The organism is Streptomyces scabichelini, from assembly GCF_011045015.1.
Classification (GTDB): domain Bacteria; phylum Actinomycetota; class Actinomycetes; order Streptomycetales; family Streptomycetaceae; genus Streptomyces; species Streptomyces scabichelini.
This window is the reverse complement of the sequence record NZ_JAAKZY010000036.1, coordinates 14,813-31,786: the sequence shown is the minus strand read 5'-3', so window position 1 is coordinate 31,786 and position 16,974 is coordinate 14,813. Positions and strand designations below refer to the sequence as shown.

Annotated in this window: 15 protein-coding genes and 3 pseudogenes; 9 read left to right on the top strand and 9 right to left on the bottom strand. The window is 69.2% G+C overall.

Annotated elements, in window-relative coordinates:
* Positions 1–505: 505 nt before the first annotated feature.
* Positions 506–988, bottom strand: a pseudogene (locus tag G5C60_RS14165) (IS30 family transposase); the annotation flags it as partial.
* Positions 989–1,059: 71 nt separating this feature from the next.
* Between G5C60_RS14165 and G5C60_RS53145 the strand changes: the two are divergent.
* Positions 1,060–1,377, top strand: a pseudogene (locus tag G5C60_RS53145) (transposase domain-containing protein); the annotation flags it as partial.
* A gap of 138 nt (positions 1,378–1,515) precedes the next feature.
* Positions 1,516–1,623 (top strand): annotated as a pseudogene (locus G5C60_RS51980) (SDR family NAD(P)-dependent oxidoreductase); the annotation flags it as partial.
* A gap of 45 nt (positions 1,624–1,668) precedes the next feature.
* On the opposite strand, the gene G5C60_RS14155 reads toward G5C60_RS51980, so the two are convergent.
* Positions 1,669–2,865, bottom strand: a complete 1,197-nt coding sequence (locus tag G5C60_RS14155) for a hypothetical protein (RefSeq protein ID WP_165258796.1) — start codon at positions 2,863–2,865, stop codon at positions 1,669–1,671.
* 390 nt (positions 2,866–3,255) lie between these two features.
* Between G5C60_RS14155 and G5C60_RS51975 the strand changes: the two genes are divergently transcribed.
* The 5 genes from G5C60_RS51975 to G5C60_RS14135 all read left to right on the top strand — a co-directional run bounded on the left by G5C60_RS51975 (position 3,256) and on the right by G5C60_RS14135 (position 6,707).
* Positions 3,256–3,756 (top strand): NsdA family TPR-like regulatory protein, encoded by a 501-nt coding sequence (locus G5C60_RS51975; RefSeq protein WP_241266786.1) that lies wholly within the window; start codon positions 3,256–3,258, stop codon positions 3,754–3,756.
* A 188-nt stretch (positions 3,757–3,944) separates the two neighbouring features.
* A complete protein-coding gene (locus tag G5C60_RS51970) occupies positions 3,945–4,178 on the top strand; it encodes a hypothetical protein (RefSeq protein WP_241266785.1) in 234 nt (77 codons plus the stop codon).
* Positions 4,179–4,186: 8 nt separating this feature from the next.
* The gene (locus G5C60_RS51110; RefSeq protein ID WP_206439506.1) at positions 4,187–4,963 is read left to right on the top strand and encodes a GNAT family N-acetyltransferase; all 777 of its coding nucleotides are present in this window, start codon (positions 4,187–4,189) and stop codon (positions 4,961–4,963) included.
* A gap of 813 nt (positions 4,964–5,776) precedes the next feature.
* Positions 5,777–5,932 carry a hypothetical protein gene (locus G5C60_RS14140; protein ID WP_165258794.1) on the top strand — a complete coding sequence of 52 codons (156 nt, stop codon included), beginning with the start codon at positions 5,777–5,779 and terminating at the stop codon, positions 5,930–5,932.
* Between the two features lie 574 nt (positions 5,933–6,506).
* The gene (locus G5C60_RS14135; RefSeq protein ID WP_165258792.1) at positions 6,507–6,707 is read left to right on the top strand and encodes a hypothetical protein; all 201 of its coding nucleotides are present in this window, start codon (positions 6,507–6,509) and stop codon (positions 6,705–6,707) included.
* 148 nt (positions 6,708–6,855) lie between these two features.
* Here the strand turns inward: G5C60_RS14135 and G5C60_RS14130 are convergent, their stop codons facing one another.
* Positions 6,856–8,514, bottom strand: coding sequence for an alpha/beta hydrolase (locus tag G5C60_RS14130; protein WP_165258790.1), 1,659 nt, complete (start codon positions 8,512–8,514; stop codon positions 6,856–6,858).
* Between the two features lie 494 nt (positions 8,515–9,008).
* On the opposite strand from G5C60_RS14130, the gene G5C60_RS14125 reads away from it, so the two are divergent.
* Both G5C60_RS14125 and G5C60_RS14120 read left to right on the top strand, forming a co-directional pair.
* Positions 9,009–9,458, top strand: a complete 450-nt coding sequence (locus G5C60_RS14125) for a spore-associated protein (RefSeq protein WP_165258788.1) — start codon at positions 9,009–9,011, stop codon at positions 9,456–9,458.
* An 866-nt stretch (positions 9,459–10,324) separates the two neighbouring features.
* Positions 10,325–11,251, top strand: a complete 927-nt coding sequence (locus G5C60_RS14120) for an alpha/beta fold hydrolase (RefSeq protein ID WP_206439505.1) — start codon at positions 10,325–10,327, stop codon at positions 11,249–11,251.
* A 279-nt stretch (positions 11,252–11,530) separates the two neighbouring features.
* On the opposite strand, the gene G5C60_RS14115 is transcribed toward G5C60_RS14120, so the two are convergent.
* The 6 genes from G5C60_RS14115 to G5C60_RS14090 form a co-directional block, all read right to left on the bottom strand.
* Entirely contained in the window at positions 11,531–11,740 is a 210-nt protein-coding gene (locus G5C60_RS14115) for a hypothetical protein (protein ID WP_165258786.1), read from the bottom strand.
* A gap of 596 nt (positions 11,741–12,336) precedes the next feature.
* On the bottom strand, positions 12,337–12,795 hold the full coding sequence (locus G5C60_RS14110; RefSeq protein WP_165258784.1) for an SRPBCC family protein: 459 nt from the start codon (positions 12,793–12,795) through the stop codon (positions 12,337–12,339).
* Positions 12,796–13,487: 692 nt separating this feature from the next.
* Positions 13,488–13,826: a metalloregulator ArsR/SmtB family transcription factor gene (locus G5C60_RS14105; protein ID WP_165258782.1), complete on the bottom strand. Its 339-nt coding sequence runs from the start codon at positions 13,824–13,826 to the stop codon at positions 13,488–13,490.
* Positions 13,823–14,284, bottom strand: a complete 462-nt coding sequence (locus tag G5C60_RS14100; protein WP_165258780.1) for an SRPBCC domain-containing protein — start codon at positions 14,282–14,284, stop codon at positions 13,823–13,825. The genes G5C60_RS14105 and G5C60_RS14100 overlap by 4 nt, the downstream gene beginning before the upstream one ends.
* 276 nt (positions 14,285–14,560) lie before the next feature.
* Entirely contained in the window at positions 14,561–15,025 is a 465-nt protein-coding gene (locus G5C60_RS14095; RefSeq protein ID WP_165258778.1) for an SRPBCC family protein, read from the bottom strand.
* A gap of 612 nt (positions 15,026–15,637) precedes the next feature.
* Positions 15,638–16,858: an acyltransferase family protein gene (locus G5C60_RS14090; protein ID WP_165258776.1), complete on the bottom strand. Its 1,221-nt coding sequence runs from the start codon at positions 16,856–16,858 to the stop codon at positions 15,638–15,640.
* Between the last annotated feature and the right edge of the window lie 116 nt (positions 16,859–16,974).

Below are 16,974 nucleotides of genomic sequence, written 5' to 3'. Positions count from 1 at the left end.
CGCGCGCCAGCTGATAGACCTCGGAAACGGAGCACGCGTCTTCGTCGTCACGTCTCCACCGCCACCCTCTACCCGCCCTCGGTGCGGCATCCCACATCAACGGGACCTCCACATACGGGAACAGCACCGCGAAAACGGCGGCCCGACGAACCCGGACACGCCGCCAGGCTAGACCGCCCAAAGATCCACATCAGGAGTTCAGACACAGGATCTCAGCAGGGATTGCAGTTGGGTGTGGTTCCTTTCGAGGTACGGCGCTGGCCAGACGCTGGATGAGTATCCGCCCGGACAAGCGCCCTGGTGAACCCATTCGAGCTAGAGGGCAGCGTGAGCGCCGGTAGGCGTCGTAGTCCGCTGTTGAGCACCGCACAGAGTTTGAGCACAGCCTGCGCACCAGGCCCCCCTCACAGGCAGAGGCAACTTCTCGCGCCGTCGTGTGGCTCTGAACGCTTTCTCTGGCCCCAGAGGAACGAGGCGGATTCCAGTGTTCGTCGCAACACGGTGATCATTCCACTGCTGCGATGAGCTTAGCGAAGAGGTTCGCGGGGGTGCTCCAGCCGAGGGTCTTGCGGGGGCGGCTGTTGAGTTCGGCGGCGACGAAAGCGAGATCCTCGGCGCCGAAGACGGACAGGTCGGTGCTCTTGGGGAAGTATTGGCGCAGCAGGCCGTTGGTGTTCTCGTTCGAGCCGCGTTGCCAGGGGCTTGCGGGCTCGCAGAAGTAGACGGGGATGCCGGTGGCGCGGGTGAACTCGTCGTGCCGACTCATCTCGCTGCCCTGATCCCAGGTCACCGAGCGGGCGAGCTCGGCGGGGAGGTCGGCGAAGGCATGGACGAGCGCGCCGCGGACCTGCTCGGCACCGCGGCCGTCGGGCAGGTGGAGGAGTTTGACGTAGCGGGTGCTGCGGTCGACCAGAGTGCCGATCGCGGACCGGTTGTTCTTGCCGACGATGAGATCGCCCTCCCAACTGCCCGCCATCTGACGGTCGTTGAGGAACCCAGCACTAGAGGCAATGCCGGTGACTTTGTGGTCCGTGCCTCGTTGAGTGTGGTCTGGCGAGGGTGGGGCAGGTCAAGTCGCCTGCGAGTGAGCGGATATCGGACCGGATTGCGATCGGGGTGCTGACTCAGGCGTTTCCGCCGCGTCTCGTCGATGAGGTGATCGCTGAGACCGGGCGGGGTGAGAAACGCAGTCGGCTGCTGCCGGCGCGGGTAGTCGTGTACTTCGTGTTGGCGATGTGCCTGTTCTTCGGGCAGGGCTACGAGGAGGTCGTCCGGCTGTTCGGTGAGGGGCTCGGGGACGGGCGGCGGTCGTGGCGGGTGCCCACGACCGCCGCCATCGGCCGGGCTCGCCGACGGCTGGGGGTCGAGCCGCTGAAGGTGCTGTTCGCGCGAGTGTGCCGCCCGCTGGCCGTGCCCGAGACGGCGGGCGCCTGGTACCGGCGCTGGCACCTGGTCGCCGTGTACGGCACCACGCTGGACCTGGCGGACACCCCGGCCATCGACGCGCACTCGCTCGAGGGCACGCAGACCGTCGAGGAGGGTGCCGAGATCATCGTGCGGATGGCCCAGTTGGGGCCGGACGGCCCGACCGGCGGCTACTTCGGGGCGGCGGGCCCGATGCCCCGGAAGGAGGCGAACTGTCCCGGGGTCCGCCCCGCGTGGGCGGGGCTACGGCCGCCAGATCACCGCGGTGCGCGTGGAGCTTCCCGGTGTCGGGAAGGTGATCCGGACGCCGACGGCCACGCCAGCGTTGTTGATGGACGTGGCGTAGGAGTTGCTGCCGTCCGGTGTCACGTTCAGTTCGGTCAGGCTCCCGTCGACCTCGTAGCGGAGGGCGAAGCGGTGCTGATCGGACGGGACCTTGACCCCGGTGTACCCGACGGAGACACCGGCGTCGTTGACGGCTACGGCCGTGGTGTACTCGTACGCGGAGCCGATCGCCGTGGCGGTGCCGTCGGGGCTCCAACTCGTGGCGGTGTAGTCGATGTTGTCCGCTCCGAGCTGCCAACCGACGACGGTGCCCGAAGCGTTGATGGCGTTCGCGTTGGAGTGCGGGCCCAGGTCCGTGACGGTGCCGTTGGCGCCCCAGGTCACGGAGCGGGACTGGTTCCTCGTGCCACCGGTCGGCACGGCCCCCCGCGCGAGCACGGTGCCGGCGTCGTTGATCTGGACGACCCATGCGGTGGAGTAGTCCGAGGTCGGGTCGAGCGGGACGGGAGTGCCGTCCGGGTTCCACTTCACGGGGTGATAGGCGTTGTAGTCCGAGAAGGACACACCGGCGACCGTGCCCGAGCTGTTGACCGAGAGGGCGAAGGTGAGGGTGTCACCCTTGAGCGGAGCGAGCTGGACGGCCTGGCCGTCCGGGCGCCACTTCACTGCGTGGTAGGTCCCGCCGAGCGCGGACTCTCCCACCGCGATACCGGTGCGGCTCATCGCGCGGAAGACGGTTCTGGTGTCGCCGGGCAGCGGCTGCAGTTGGGTGACCGTGCCGTCGGGCGCCCAGCGCACCGTGTGGCTCCCAGACCAGCCGGCGGCGGTGCCGTCGTCGCTGACGGCCTCGACATAGCCCATCGGGTCCCCGGGCAGCAGCGGGAGTGTCGTGGGGCTGAGGTCCGGGTTCCAACGGGTCGGCGACATCTGGTTGTTGGGACCGTCGGTGTAGCCGACGATCACCCCGTTGTCGTTGATTGCGGCGGGGTAGCTCGAGGTGGCGCCGGGCGGGAGGGGCAGGTCGGCTGCCGCGTTGGCCGTCGGGCCGGTGTCGGCCGACGCGCTGCCGGCCGTGGCCAGCGTGAGGGTACAGACGGTGGCCAGGGTGATGGTGGCGGCGCCCGCGGACCGCAGGGCTCTGATGCCGATGCTCATGACGCGAATTCCTCGTCTCGTGGACTTCCTCGGAATGGCACTGTGGTGGTGCTGTGTCACGTCGCGCACGGAGAGTTCCCGTGGGCAACACTGCTCGCCGCACAGGAACTTCACTCAGTCTTCACGACGTCGGGCGCGGCCGCAGCGGAATGCCGAAGCAGGGGCTCCATGAGCAGCCATTCCAGGTCGGTGGGTTCGGGCTGCTTCGCCGCCCTCAGTGAGTCACCCCGTAGACCTACAGGCGAACCAAGCCCTGTACTGCGGTGATGGGCTCGTCCGGTGCGCAGAACAAGCCGTTCGACCGGAGCCCAGAGGCGATGGGGTTCGTGCCGCGCGGACCGTCTGCCGGTCCCACCGCCGGCGGGCCCGGCCGCTGGGGAGGAGGTGCCGGTGCAACGGCGCACATTCATCGCGGCGTCAACCGCCGCATCCGTCGCGTTCGTCCTGGGCCTGGACGAAACGCCCGTCACGGGGCGGGTGAGCCTCGCCGACGTCGACCGGATCAGCGGGAAGATCGGGCTGCTTGCCGCGCACTTCACCTCGGTCGGCGGCGGCGCGCTCTACCCGGTGGCGACCTCCTACCTCCACCGGCTGCACGAGACCGCCGACGGGTGCACGTACGGCCCCCGGGTCGAACAGTCACTGCACGCCGCGATCAGCGACCTGTGCTCATCGGCCGGGTGGGCAGCGCTGGACGCGGGCGAGCCGGGGCAGGCCCGCGTGCTGTACGCGGACGCCCTGCAGAGCGCCTTCCTCGCCGGGGACACGCGGGGCCAGGCCCGCGCCTGGTCCAACCTCGCGATGCAGGCGAGGACCGACGGTCGGCTGCGCGAGTCGCTGCGGATCAACCGAGCGGCGCTGGAGTCCCGCCAGCCCGGCAGGACCCGCTGATCGCTGCCCTGCTGCACGCCCGCGTCGCCATCGGCCACGCCCGCGCCAAGGACCTCCCCGCGGCCGCGCGCGAGATCCTCGCCGCCGAGCGCGCCTACGACCGCGCGGACGGAGCGCCCCCACCCCCGTGGCTGCGCTTCCTTGACGCGGCTGAACTCGCCGGGCTCGCCGCCATCGCCCACCGCGCCATGGGGCGGCTGCCGGACGCGCAGATCGCCACCGCACAGGCCCTGGAGCTGCTCGCCCCGTCCATGCGCCGCAGCCGGGCCTTCTACGGCGTGCAGCTGGCCGAACTCCACGTCGCCCAGGGCGACCTGGACCGCGCGGCGACCACCGTCGCCGCCATCGATGCCGCAGCGATCAGCAGCCGGCGCATCGGCGAGCGCCTGGCCGTCGTCCACCGAACCCTCGCCATCCCATGAGGAGCGCCGTGACCACGAACATCGAGATCCGCCACTTCACCGCCGAGCAGGCTGCCGAACTGCGCCCCACCCTGCTGGACGTGTACCGCGAGGTGTACGCGGACTCGATCGCCGGCGACTCGTTCAGCGGCGTACAGCGCTTCGCCCGCGGCCTGGACGGCTGGTCGTCCCGGCCGGGCTGGACCTGCACCGTCGGCTACGACGGTGACCAGGTCGTGGGCTTCGCCTACGGCGCCCCGCTCCCCGAGGGCGCGGCCTGGTGGCGGGGCCTGCTGAACCCGGTCCCGGAGCACGTCGTACGGGAGACCGGCACCCGTACGTACGCCATCAGCGAGTTGATGGTGCGCGTCCCCTGGCGCAAGACGGGGGTGTCCCGCCGGCTGCACGACGAGCTGCTCGCCGACCGCAACGAGGGGCGGGCGACACTCCTGGTGCGCAGCTCCCACCCGAAGGTGCAGGCCCTGTACGAGAGCTGGGGCTGGAAGTCGCTGGGCCAGCTGATCCCGCGCATCGAGAACGCCCCCAAGTTCGACGCCATGCTGCTGAAACTCCCCCACACGGGAGAGGAAGCCGCGCACACCACCGGCAGCGCGGTCCTGGACCGGATCGTCACGCAGGACAACTGGGAGACGGTCCTGCGCGGCAACCGGCTGCGCGAGCCGAGCCGGCCGCGCCACGTCCTGAGCTTCCACAGCGCCGAAGGCACAGAGCTGATCGAGCTGAACGGCCTCGGGATGATGCCGGTCCCCGACGTGGGGAAGAGATCGGCGTGCTGGAGGACGTGAAGGTCATCAAGGTCGGGACGCTGTACTCCCGCGACGACGAAGGGCGCCCGGACGGCTGCAGCGGGTACCGGCCCACGAGCGAGGCCTCAGCCTTTCGAGGCTGCGGCCTCGCTGTATGTCCAGATCCGCGTGGAGGCGCGGGTGCTACGCCCAGCGCTTCAGCTCCCGCGTCAGTTCGTGGAACCAGGGTGTACGGCGCGGCACGTACTCGTCGGGCTCCGGTCCGAGCGCGACGACCTGGTCCGTGATGTCGTAGGTGATGCGGTAGGCCTGGACGCGGGTGGCGAGGGACCGGGATCAGCTACAGCGAGAACGGGACCAGAGACGTGAGATCAGACCCCACGAACGAAGCAAACGCTGCCGCTCAGCTCGTGGCACGATGAGAATCCGACAGCTTCAATGCGACAGGACAGCGAGGTTCGTCTCCTGGGCCCGCCCCTTGGGCCGCACAAGGGCCACCGAAAACGAGAAAGGGTCATCCGAATACGAACCTACAGTAGGTGTAGGCCCGCATTTGGAATGTCCCATTCCGCAGTGACGGCCTGGGCTTTCCCGGCTGTCTCATCTTGGGGACACGGCACTTCTGTCTCACGAACTTGTCCCTCGAGTAGGGGTGCCGGAACCTGTTGGTGCGGTGTTCCTTCCGTGGCAGCGGTCGGGGCACGCGGCCGGTGTGTACGCGACCTTCGGTGACCGCGGAATTTCGACCGGCGGAAGAACCGCCCTCGCCCCTCGGAGATCCTGGCGGACTGGGAAACCCGGCTGCGGGCGCTCGGGCACGACCCGGAAGACCCGGACGACCCGGTCGCCCTCGTGTGGCGGCAGCTCCGCACCGACAACAGCCCACCCGACAACGCCCCTGACGCCGTGCACTTCGACCACGGCTCCGAATACCAGTGGGGCCACGACTTCATCGAAGGCCTCCAGAGCCTCCTCGCCCCCAAATACAAAGACCGCCTGCGGCTCTGATCCACGCTGAGGCTGCGTCCAGAAGAGCGACGAGAAGGGCGCCGGTGGACAAGGCGGCCTGCTGTTCCTGCCAACGTACGGCAGGCATCCGCCCTTCGGCAGCCGGGTCCTGGAGGCAGCTCCGGGCACCCGTCGCGGGCCGACGGAACAGCGCCGGACACGTCGGAAGCTCCCTGGCCGAGTCGTAGGGCGGGCGCACCAAGGCCGACATGCTGGAAATCCTCGACTTCGAGAAGACCCTGGCCCTGTCGTACGCGCTGGCGGAGGCCAGCGACCGGCTATCCGCTGGAGAAGCGGTCAGCGGGCCGGCCGCTACATCGCCGCCACGGACGAATTCAGCGCCCGCTACGCGGGCGGATTCGCCACCAAAGGCCAGACGAAAGCGCTGCGGAACAACCCACGGCTGCAGATCTCCGACGACCCGCAAGCACAGCTGACCTGCAACCTCGACCCAACAAGGCACTGCGCGATCCCGACCTGACCAAGGACACGAAGCCGACCCCGCGCACCCGGCGCACAACCGATTCGACGACTCTCGGCCACGTCAACACCCCTCCGAATCAAGGAGCTTGTCGTGTCCGGTCTCGCCTTCATCCTTCTGACTGCTGCCCTGGTGGTCGTCATCGCACTGCTGGCGACCGCCGTCGCATGCAAGCTCGCACGTCTGGACGGCACGACTTACCCCACCGCCCTCGTGCGCGCCGCGACCACGTTCGCCGCGGTCCTTACTCTTGCGGCAGTTGTGACCACTGCTCTCGCGGCAGTCAATTCCTGAAGGATCAGAACGTACTGAGGACGTGCTGAGGACGTGCGGAACCCCGGGGCGCCCGCCGTGTGGAGGCGGGCGCCCGGGGCTCGTGCCGGCCGATCAGACATGACATGGAACCGGGCAGCTCACCGAACCGGTCAGCTCACGGAAGCGGTCAGCTCACGTCGCCGATGCGCTCCACGCGCTCGTTGACGCCGTTGCGGAGTTCGCCCAGGGTCGTGCCGGGCGGGGCCGTCTTCGGTGTGGTGGACGGCGGCTGGGTCTCGTCGGCGCAGGTCGTGCCGGAGGCCGGCACCTTCAGGTCGACCAGGTAGCCGACGACCGCGTCCGTCGCGCAGGCGCTGCGGCCGAAGGCGGTGTGCCCCTCGGCCTGGAAGGTCAGCAGCGAGGCGTTGTCCAGCTGCCGGCTGAGGGCGACCGCGTCCTGGTACGGGGTGTCCGGGTCACCGGTGGTGCCGATGACCAGGATCGGCGCCGAACCCCTCGCCCGGAAGGAGCCGTCGTAGCGGCTGACCTTCTCGGCGGGCCACTGCACGCACGCGGTGGCGTGCTGGTGGTCGTACGTCGGCGGACCGTACGCCATGGCCGGGCCCAGCAGCGGCGCGTCCTTCGCGTTGGCCGTCACGTTCCGCTGCAGCTTGCGCAGGCTCTTCGGGTAGTCCTTGTCGACGCACTCGACGACCACGTTCGGGCCGAGGAAGTCGTAGGAGGCCGGGGACGGCGGCCGCAGCAGGAACGAGGTGTTGTCCCGCAGTTGCGCCTTCTTCAGCGCCGCGCCGAGCGAGGGCCAGATGACCTTGCCTTCGTTGATGTTGAACATCAGCCGGTAGACGAGGGTGTAGCCGCCTGCCTGCCCGCCATTCGCGGTCGGCACCGGGTTCGCGTCGAGGTCGCTCTTCAGCTTCTCGAACGCCCCGCGCGGATCGCCGTCACCGAAGCCGCAGGTGACCTGGTCGGCGGCGCACCAGTCGAGGAAGCGGCTCATCGTGCCGTCCAGCGCCAGGTACTGGGCACGGTCGTAGTCGTAGGGACGGTTGGCGTACTTGTACGGGTCGTACGCCCCGTCGAGCGACAGCGCCCGCACCCGCTTCGGGAACATCGCCGCGTAGACGGTGCCGATGTACGAGCCGAACGACCGCCCGTAGTAGGTCAGTTGGTCCTCGCCGAGCGCCTGCCGGAGCAGGTCGATGTCACGGGCGACGTACTCGGTGCCGACGTACGGCAGTAACGGGCCCGATTTGTCGAGGCAGGCCTGGTTGAACTCGGCCGCCTCGCGCACCGCCGGGCCGAAGGCGTCGGGGCCGGGAACACCCTTCGCGTCGGTGACGGCCTTGGTGTAGCGGGCGTCGTCGAAGCAGGTGAGCGCCGCACTGCGGCCGACACCGCGGACGTCGTAGCCGAAGACGTCGAACGAGTCGCGCAGTGCGGCCGGCAGGTCCTCGTAGTTGTTGCGGACAAAGTCCACCCCGGAGTTGCCGGGCCCGCCGGGCTGCATGAAGAGCGTGCCCTTGCGCTTCGCCGGGTCAGCCGCCTTCTTGCGGACCACCGCGAGCGTGATCGTGCGGCCCTGCGGCTCCCGGTAGTCCAGCGGAACATCGGCGTTGGCGCACTCGAAGCCGCCCTGGCAGTCGGACCAGGTGAGCGTCGGCACGGGCGGCGGCGGTGTCTTGGCCGACTGTGGCTTGCGCGCCGTGTCCTGCGCGGCCATCGCCTGTGTCGCGGTCCCCGTCGCCGCGAGGACGAGCGCGGTCACCGCGGCACCGACGAGTCTGAGACGCCTGGGACGTCTCGGCGTGTGGTGATACGTGGTCATGAGTGTGTTTCCCCCTGAGCGGTCGAATCCCGAGAACCCACTGATCACTGTGGGGCCGAAGAATGTCTAGCCGAGTAGAGGGGAAACAGGCCAGCGAGGTTCAACGACGCGGGCAGCGGACACCTCAAAAATCGGCCGCCAACTCCCCCACAGGCACCGGACTTTAAGGACGCCGACCCCGGCGCCGCCCTCGCCCGGCTCACGAAGAACGTGGAAGACCTCCGCAACGAGCAGCGGCGCCGCCGGCAGCAGTAGTAGTTGGACCAGCCCACCGAGCAGGCCACGCCCACCACCGCGCCGCCAGCCTGAGAATCTGCTGCTGAAGCGGAGAAACGAACCTGCTCGGAGCTCTCCCCGACTTGCTCAACACTGCGCACGGCCTCCTCCGGCCTCCGCACAGCAGCACCTTTTTGCGGACGACGCACAACCGTTCCGACGCCCCGCGCGTCACACCACACAGGAGCAACCAGCTTCAAAGACCACAAGGGGGAAATATGGGATTCAACCGTTCCGTCTTAACTGCAGCCGCCTTCGCCGCCCTGGCCGTGGGGACCACAACCGCCCTGGCGGCGCCCGCCTCCGCCGCACCCAACACCACACCGCAGAAAGTCTGCGGAAGCGCCTACAAGACCGTGAACTCGGCGACCGTCGGCTCGCTGGGCACCGTCTACCTGACGTACAACCCCTCCAACGGCCAGAACTGCGTCGCGACCATCCGCAACAACCCGGGTACCGCCGTGGACATGTCCACATGGATCTACGTCCCCGACACCGACGAGGGCGACGAGGACTACGGGCAGTACACCTCGTACGCGGGACCGGCCTCCGTGTACGGCAAGGACCACTGCGTCGACTGGGGCGGCCACATCAACAACGTCCATGTGCAGGTGACCGGCTCCAACTGCGCCACCCTCAAGGAGCACCGGACCACCGTCACCCGCTGACCCGACGCTCCTGCCGGCCACCGCGCTCCCGCACCGCCCTCACCCCTCGCCCGGGGTGTACAGCCGACGGTCATCAGGCCGGGCTCCCACGCCGCGATGACCGCGCGGGAACCCGCACTGGTCCGGCCCGCCCTGGCAGACTCGCTGAGCTCTGTCAGGGCGGGGCCGTGCTCGGGCCCGCGACAGAGCGGGGGCGTGGGCCCGGCCTGTCGAATGGGACGGTCGCAGCAGCATGCTGACGGCTGTCCGACCGAGCCAGACGATGTCGAGCAGGCCTGTCGCCACGACGCGTGGAGCACGACTGGGACATCGTGTTGGCGCAGTAACTGAACGCACGCTGAACGCCGAGGACGCACTCAAGGCCGCGCTCAAGGCCGCACGCAGAGATCGCCACTCAGCGCATCCACATCGGCGAACTCCTGGGTGAGATCCGAGACTTGGAAACCGCGTGGACTAGTGGACTGGTGGACCAAAGGAGACCGTCCAGCGGATCACCACCGAGAACACCACCCCCAAGCAGCGGGTCCGCCAGCTCACCACCGACCACCCCGCCCTCGGCCAGCGCCTCAACGCCGCATGCTCCAACCTCCGCTTCCAAAACCGGCGCGTCGCCGGTCCGGCATTTCGGCGAGGGCCAAGGCACCCGGCTCCACCCCCTGACCCCGAACCTCCGGAAGGCCTCCGCACGATGCGCCGGCCCCCGGCAGCTTCTACCGGCCCGCCAGGGCCTGTCTCGTGGATCGCCGTGCGCCGCCCGATTGAGGATGGGCTGCGGCGTGCCGGGCCGGGCAGGACGTCGGCCAGTCCCAGTTCCGGAGGCCACGGGCCCTTAGGCCAGGCGTTCCGTGGGTAGTGGCCCTGTCTCCGTGTCCGACCAGCACGCACAGGAGGCGAGAACGATCGACACTCCGGCCCTCAGGACCGTGCACCGATACGCAGACGTCGACGGGATCCGCGTGTTCTACCGTGAGGCGGGTCCCCCGAACGCCCCCGTCGTCCTGCTCCCGCACGGCTATCCGTCCTCCTCGTTCCAGTTCCGCGCCTTCATGCCGGCCCTGGCCGACCGGTGGCGGCTCGTCGCGCCCGACTTCCCCGGCTTCGGCTACAGCGACACCCCGGACCCAGCCGACTTCTCGTACACCTTCGACGGGTACGCCGGCTTCCTGGAGCGGTTCACCACCGCGCTGAACCTCCCCCGGTACGCCCTCTACCTGCATGACTACGGCTCGCAGATCGGGCTGCGGCTGGCGCTGCGCGCACCGGAGCGCGTCGCGGCCCTCGTCATCCAGAACGGGGACATCTACGAGGACGAGCTCGGCCCGAAGTACAAAACGCTCAGGGAGTACTGGAACCACCCGACGCCCGAGGGGCGGGCGCGGCTGCTGGAGGCCGTGACCGAAGAGGGGCTGCGCGACGAGTTCGTCGGCGAGATCGAAGAGCGGCTCGTCGAGCGGATCAGCCCTGACCTGTGGAAGCTGTCCTGGCCGCTGCTGGCCTCCCGGCAGCGGCGCGAGATCATGGTCGGGCTGATGGAAGGGCTACGGGAGAACCTCGACTGGTTCCCGAAGTATCAGGAGTACTTGCGGGAGCACCGCCCCCCGACGCTGATCGCCTGGGGGCCCCAGGACGGCTATATGCCCGAGGGCGCCGCACGCGCCTACCTGCGTGACCTGCCGGACGCCGAGCTGCACCTGCTTGACGGCGGGCACTGGCTGCTGGAGACCCACCTGGAGGAGGTCGTCTCCCTGGTACGGGACTTCCTCAGCAGGGTGCACGCCCCACAGCCGGCCTAGTCTCTGCCGCGGACGGCCTGTGGGGTACTGCCGGCCGGGAGAACACCCGGGGCCTGCCCGACACACTCGCCCTCGATGCCTGATCCGGGTCCCATGGCCCTCGACCTGGCAGGGTGCCCGCGAAATACGGCTACGCGCGGCTCTGGAGCAGCGTGTGCAGCGCCATCGCGCGGCACGTCCGACGGCGTCTTCGCCGGATCAGATCCACCAGGAGCGGACGCGGCCGAGCCGCGTCGTACCCGCGTCGGTGCGGCCGGCAGAGCGTCAGCCCCACAGGCCTCACAGGTCGCGTGCGGGTGCCAGCGCCCGGTGCAGTGGTGCGGGGAAGACCGGCCCGTCCTGCTGGCCCGTAGTGGGGCTTTCGGTGAGTTCCGGTTCGGTCGGTTCGGTCGCTTCGGGCATTCGCTGGCGGGTCCGGTAGGCCTGGAGGAGCGCGACCGCCTCCTGGCGCACGGCCTCTTCGAGCGCGGTCGTCGTGACGTGCAGCACCGCTGCGCGACACCATCGCGGTCAGCGTCGGTGCCTTTCTCGCGGGCCGCGCCGCTATCGCGCTCGTCCGGAACCCAGTGCGCACCACCATACCCACCACCACCGTCGCTTCTCGTAGCGGCATCGACAAGAACAGCTCCCAGACCACATCCACTCATCCGTGACTCCAAGGAGTTCGCGGGCACAATCGCCCTCGCCACAGGAGCCGCCCGCGGCGTGGGTCGGAGACCGTCCGGCTTCTGTACGCCCGAGGCGCGCGGGTCATCGCCGTCGGCCAGCGCCACGAGGCGGAGGAACTGCCCCATGAGTTCCGGGCGTTCACCTCCTGATCGGCGATGGGTGAGCGCGGACATGGCACCTGACAGAGCCGGCCGCCAGCGCCGTCCCCCACGCCTCGTGCGTGCCCGCCCGGATCTGGCGGCCACTGATGTGTCCCTCCTGGCAGCTACAGGAGGGACACGATGCAGTACTCCCGGGGGACACCGCGAGGTTCCCGGGCGCGCCGGATATCACCCGTCTGCGGCTTTGAACCGCTCAGCCTGACCGGACTTCCGGACCGTCTCGGCTTACCCGTGGTGTCATCGAGGCGGTCGGGCTCATCCGGGCTTGATGCGGCCGCGCCAGCCTCCGGTTTCACTCCCCCGGCGTTCGATGTAGTCCTTGAAGCGCCGCATGTCTCCCTTGACGCGCCGGTCGATCGTCCCCAGGACGTCCGCGGCCTTCTCCGCGGCTCCGCTCGGTTCGACGTCCATCACGAGTTCCACCCGGGTGTGGGCGTCGTCCACGCGCTGGAAGCGGACCGTGCCCTTCTGCCGGGTGTCGCCGCTGGTGGTCCGCCAGGTGATCCGCTCATCAGGGAGCTGATCGACGATCTCGGTGTCGAACTCCCGCCGCACCCCACCGATCTTGGTGGTCCAGTGGTTGTGGCGGTCATCGAGCTGCGTCACCTCCTCGACGCCTTCCATGAAGTTCGGGAACTCCTCGAACTGCGTCCACTGGTTGTAGGCGGTGCCGACGGGGACCTCGACTTCCACTGCTTCCTTGACCGTACTCATCTCGGGCCTCCTTTCACCCTGCGGCGAGTACCCAGGAGCCGTCCGCCTACAAGAGCAGATGTCGGGGCACGAGCGGCACTCGCATACGGTCTGGAGCGTGCGCATGCCGCATCACAGTCCGGATCCCCGATCGGCCAGAAGTCCAGGACACCTCGCAGCGCAGGCGCGCACCCTCATTGGCGCTGGCGGTGCCCGGCCGTCGCGCTCCCGCAGCGAGCCCTCGGCGGGCGCAGTGGAGCCGTAGTCGCACAGCGCTTGGGCCCGGCCGGGGCCGCTGCCGCGCAGGGCGTCGACCGGCAGCTGTCGCAGCGAGTCGGCGACCCGGTCGGGGCCGACGGTGAGGACGCCACCGGGTGGCGGGACCTGGGCGGAGGCGTGGCCGCGACCGCGATCGAGGAGTCGAGGCGTCGATCCCGACCCGCACGTCGGTGCCTAGCCAACTCAGCTGTCGTGCGGACCGCAGCACCTCACCGGCCGACGGGCGTCCACGCCGTAGTACGGCACTTGCCCTTCTTCAGCTCTACCAGAGCCGCAGACGGCGGCAGCGCCGCACCTCCGTGTGTCCTCGTATGGCTGAGCGCTCCAGCCCAGGACCCTGCGATACCACGCCCCTGGTTCCTCCGGCTGAGTGGTTGCAAGATGTCCACCACCTGGTAGCCGCCACGCCCCGTGGCGGCTGCTGTTCGAAGCGTTCAGCTTCTGCGGTTGCGCTGGATCCGCTCGGCGATCCGCTTGATCCGCTGCAGTCTGGCGTCCCACGCGGCACCGACAGTCGCCAACTGCTCGATCGCGCGGGCGAGTTGAGCCTCATCGACCCCGTAGAGGCGTTCACGGCCCGTGGCCGTGGCGTGGACGAGCCCAACGCGTTCAAGTACACCGAGGTGCTTGGCGACCGCCTGTCGGCTGACTGGCAGCTGTTTGCTGAGGCTGGTGGCGGTGCCCTCGCCGTCGGCGAGGAGCAGATCGAGCATCCGTCGGCGGGTCGGGTCGCCGACCGCGGACCAGAGGTCGTCGTCGATCGCGGTGCTCACGGCCGCGCGACCAGCCTGTTGGCATACGTGACGAGGCGCGGGAGGAACTGGTCCCAGCCGCGGACATGGTCGAGATAGGCCTCCTCCAGCACGGCGGCCTCCCAGCCGCGCTCGCGGAAGCCGGTCTCCTTGAAGCGCAGCAGCGTGCCGTCGCCGGACGGAATGAGGTCGAGGGTGACCAGGAACGAGTTCGTCTCGGTGGCCGGGCCCTCGTCGTACGCCCAGCGGAAGGCGAACCGGCGGGGCGGGTCAGCCTCCACGACGGTGAGCGGCACAATCGTCGCGTCGGGTGCCGTCGGATCGCCGAAGGTGATCGCGCCGGTGGCGCCGGGAACCGGGTCGAGATCGGCGTCGTCGGGCCACCACTCGCGCAGGTGCTCGGGAGAGCTGATCACCTCGTAGACCACCTCTGGAGGGGCGTCAATGCGGAGCTCCCGCTCGATGCTTCCGTACTCCATGTGACCCTCTCGACCTAGATGCAACCGATGGTTGCACATCAGCGTATCCAGCACATCTCACTAACGCAACCTCTCATTGCGCATACGGTTTTCCCCGGACGGCCCTCGCCTCCGAATGGGCAAGACACCTCGGTGCAACACTGGTTGCAGCATTACCCGGAGGGCTGCTTCATCGCCGCCGGGGCGGCCGCCCGCCCCCCCTGTCCGGCGCCGTCGCGCAGCAGGCACGGAGCAAGGAGACACGCCCTTCGGTGGGGTTGCCGGCCCGGCCGCCGGTCACCACGGATCGGGCAGGCCCTCCCCTGTGGTGATCAGGCTGCGCAGACTGCCGTTGGCGTAGTGCAGCCAGGCCGTGGAGCATGCGCCGAAGCACTCGACGTCCGGGACCAGGCCGACGTGGGTGAACCGCAGCTCGGTGCCACCGGGCACGGGGACGATGTCGAACACGATCTCGGTGCCCGTCCACTCCGCGGGCTCCACGGTAAAGGCGAGGTGACTGTCCGTGACCCGCCAGACCACGCGGCGGCCCGGCTCGAGCTCCACCACCCGCTGGACGCTGTAGTGCTGAGGGGGGTGCCGGTAGGCGAACTCGACACCGAGCTCGTCGGCACGCCCCTCGATCTCGCCGGTCCACCAGGCACCGACGTCCAGGATGGCGGCGAAGACCTCCTCCGGTGACTGCTCGACCGTGTACGACGTCGAGTAACCGCGCCCGGTGCGCGCCGTGCCTGCTGTGCTCATTTCGTACTCCACACCCATCATCCCCGATCTTGCAACCTTAGGTTGCACAAGCGTAGATCGCTCTTGGCGTTTACGCAACAGTCGGTTGCGCGAATTCAACCGAGACGTAGGTCAGGCAAGGCCGCTTCTCCGGAGGTGATCGTCTGTCATGCAACCCAACGTTGCGACCGGCCCAGCGGTGACCGCGCCCCCGGAGTGGGTCTCAGCCAGCCCCGGCCTGGGGGCCGTTGCACAACCAGCTACTACGGAAGCGGGTCGGCCGGGCACGGAAGCGGGTCGTCGGGGCGCGTATTCGATGGCCGTCAGCGCGGCGGTGGCGTGGTTCAGTCCCATTCAGTGTCACTTCGGCGGGTCGAGTGACCAGACCCCGTGAACCGATCCGTCTCGTTTGAGAGTCGGGCATCGGTGGGTGCGGGCAGCAAGTTGTACCGCTGGTTCCCGCCAGTCCGCGGGCGTTGTCGCCTTGAGAGCCTCACCTGGCGTACTGGCGGCACTCCGTGTGCGTCGCGGCCACCGCCGGCGCCGCAACAACCGTCCTCCGCCTCGCCCTCCTGATCCGCGCCACCCGCACCGGCCGCTCGCGACCGCAGGGCCTCCACATGCGACAGACCCTCATCTGGATCGCGACAGCTCGGCCGCGTCGCGTACGAAGGCCCACTCCATCTTCGGTTCCATCGCGAAACGGAAGATCCGCTGGACCGGTGGAGTGCACAGCGCCGTGATCGCGACCCCGGCGATGAGGGTCACGACGATCTCGCCGAGCGGCTGGTGGAGCCAGGCGTGGTCGTACCAGTCCCAGAAGCGGGCGCCCTTGGCGAGGAAGCCGTGCAGCAGGTAGCCGTACAGCGTGCCCGCGCCCAGTGCGGTGAACCACATCTTCCGCCGCGGCACCCACGAGAGGAAGCCTGCGACCAGGAGCACCGAGCAGCCGAAGAGGGCCAGGGTCATGACGGGTCCCGTCCAGGCGGGGGCGGCCAGTTCCCGGGCGCTGTCACGATGGAAGAACCAGGCCGTGTTCATCCGCGGGACCGCCCAGTACGCCAGGGCCAGCGTGCCCGCGAACACGGGGACCGACAGCAGGCGTACCTCTCTGCGGCGCACCAGCTGGAAATGTTCCGGCTTCAGGCGCAGCCCCAGCACGAAGAACGGCAGGAACTGCAGGACGCGCTGCAGGTCGAGGTCGTTGCCGATGTCGGGCGAGAGGGACGCCAGGGCCGCGATGGCGAGCGCGAGCGGCAGCGGACGGCGCACGGTCTTCCACAGCGGGGTGCTCAGCCGCCATAGGAACAACGCCACGAGGAACCAGGTCAGGTACCCGGGGTCGAGCAGGCTGACGGGGTTGTCCGGGGCGTCGTCGGCCCACCGCTTGAACAGCGCGTAGGCCATCTCGAAGACCACGTACGGGACGGCGACTCCGGTCACCAGGCGTCTGATCCGGGCGTGGCTCGCGTCGAAGCCGCGCGAGAAGTAGCCGGAGATGACGATGAACGCCGGCATGTGGAACGCGTAGACGGCCATGTACAGCGCGGCTGTGGCCCGGCTGCCGCTGGTCAACGGCGCCCACGCGTGGCCCAGCCCCACCAGCACGATGGCGAGGTACTTGGCGTTGTCGAAGAACGCGTCGCGCCGAGTGTCCAGTCCCTTGGATCCCTTGGCTCCCTTGGGTCTGTTGGCTCCCTTGGGTCTGTTGGATCCGTTGGGTCTGTTGGGTCTGCTCGAGCTCGTGGCCTCCGGTGGGGCGGAGGCCACGGTCGCGGCGGGCGTCGGCTCCGGCGGCCGCAGTCCGGTCTGCCCGTCCGGGGTCCGTTCGGCCGGGCGCACGGCGTCATGCATCGGCCCTCCCGATGCAGTCCGGGGTGGCGAGGGTGCGTCCTCCGGCTAATGGAGGTTCTGCGTCGTTGCACAACATCCCCAGCACCCTAATCACGTCACTCCCGTACCACGCACGC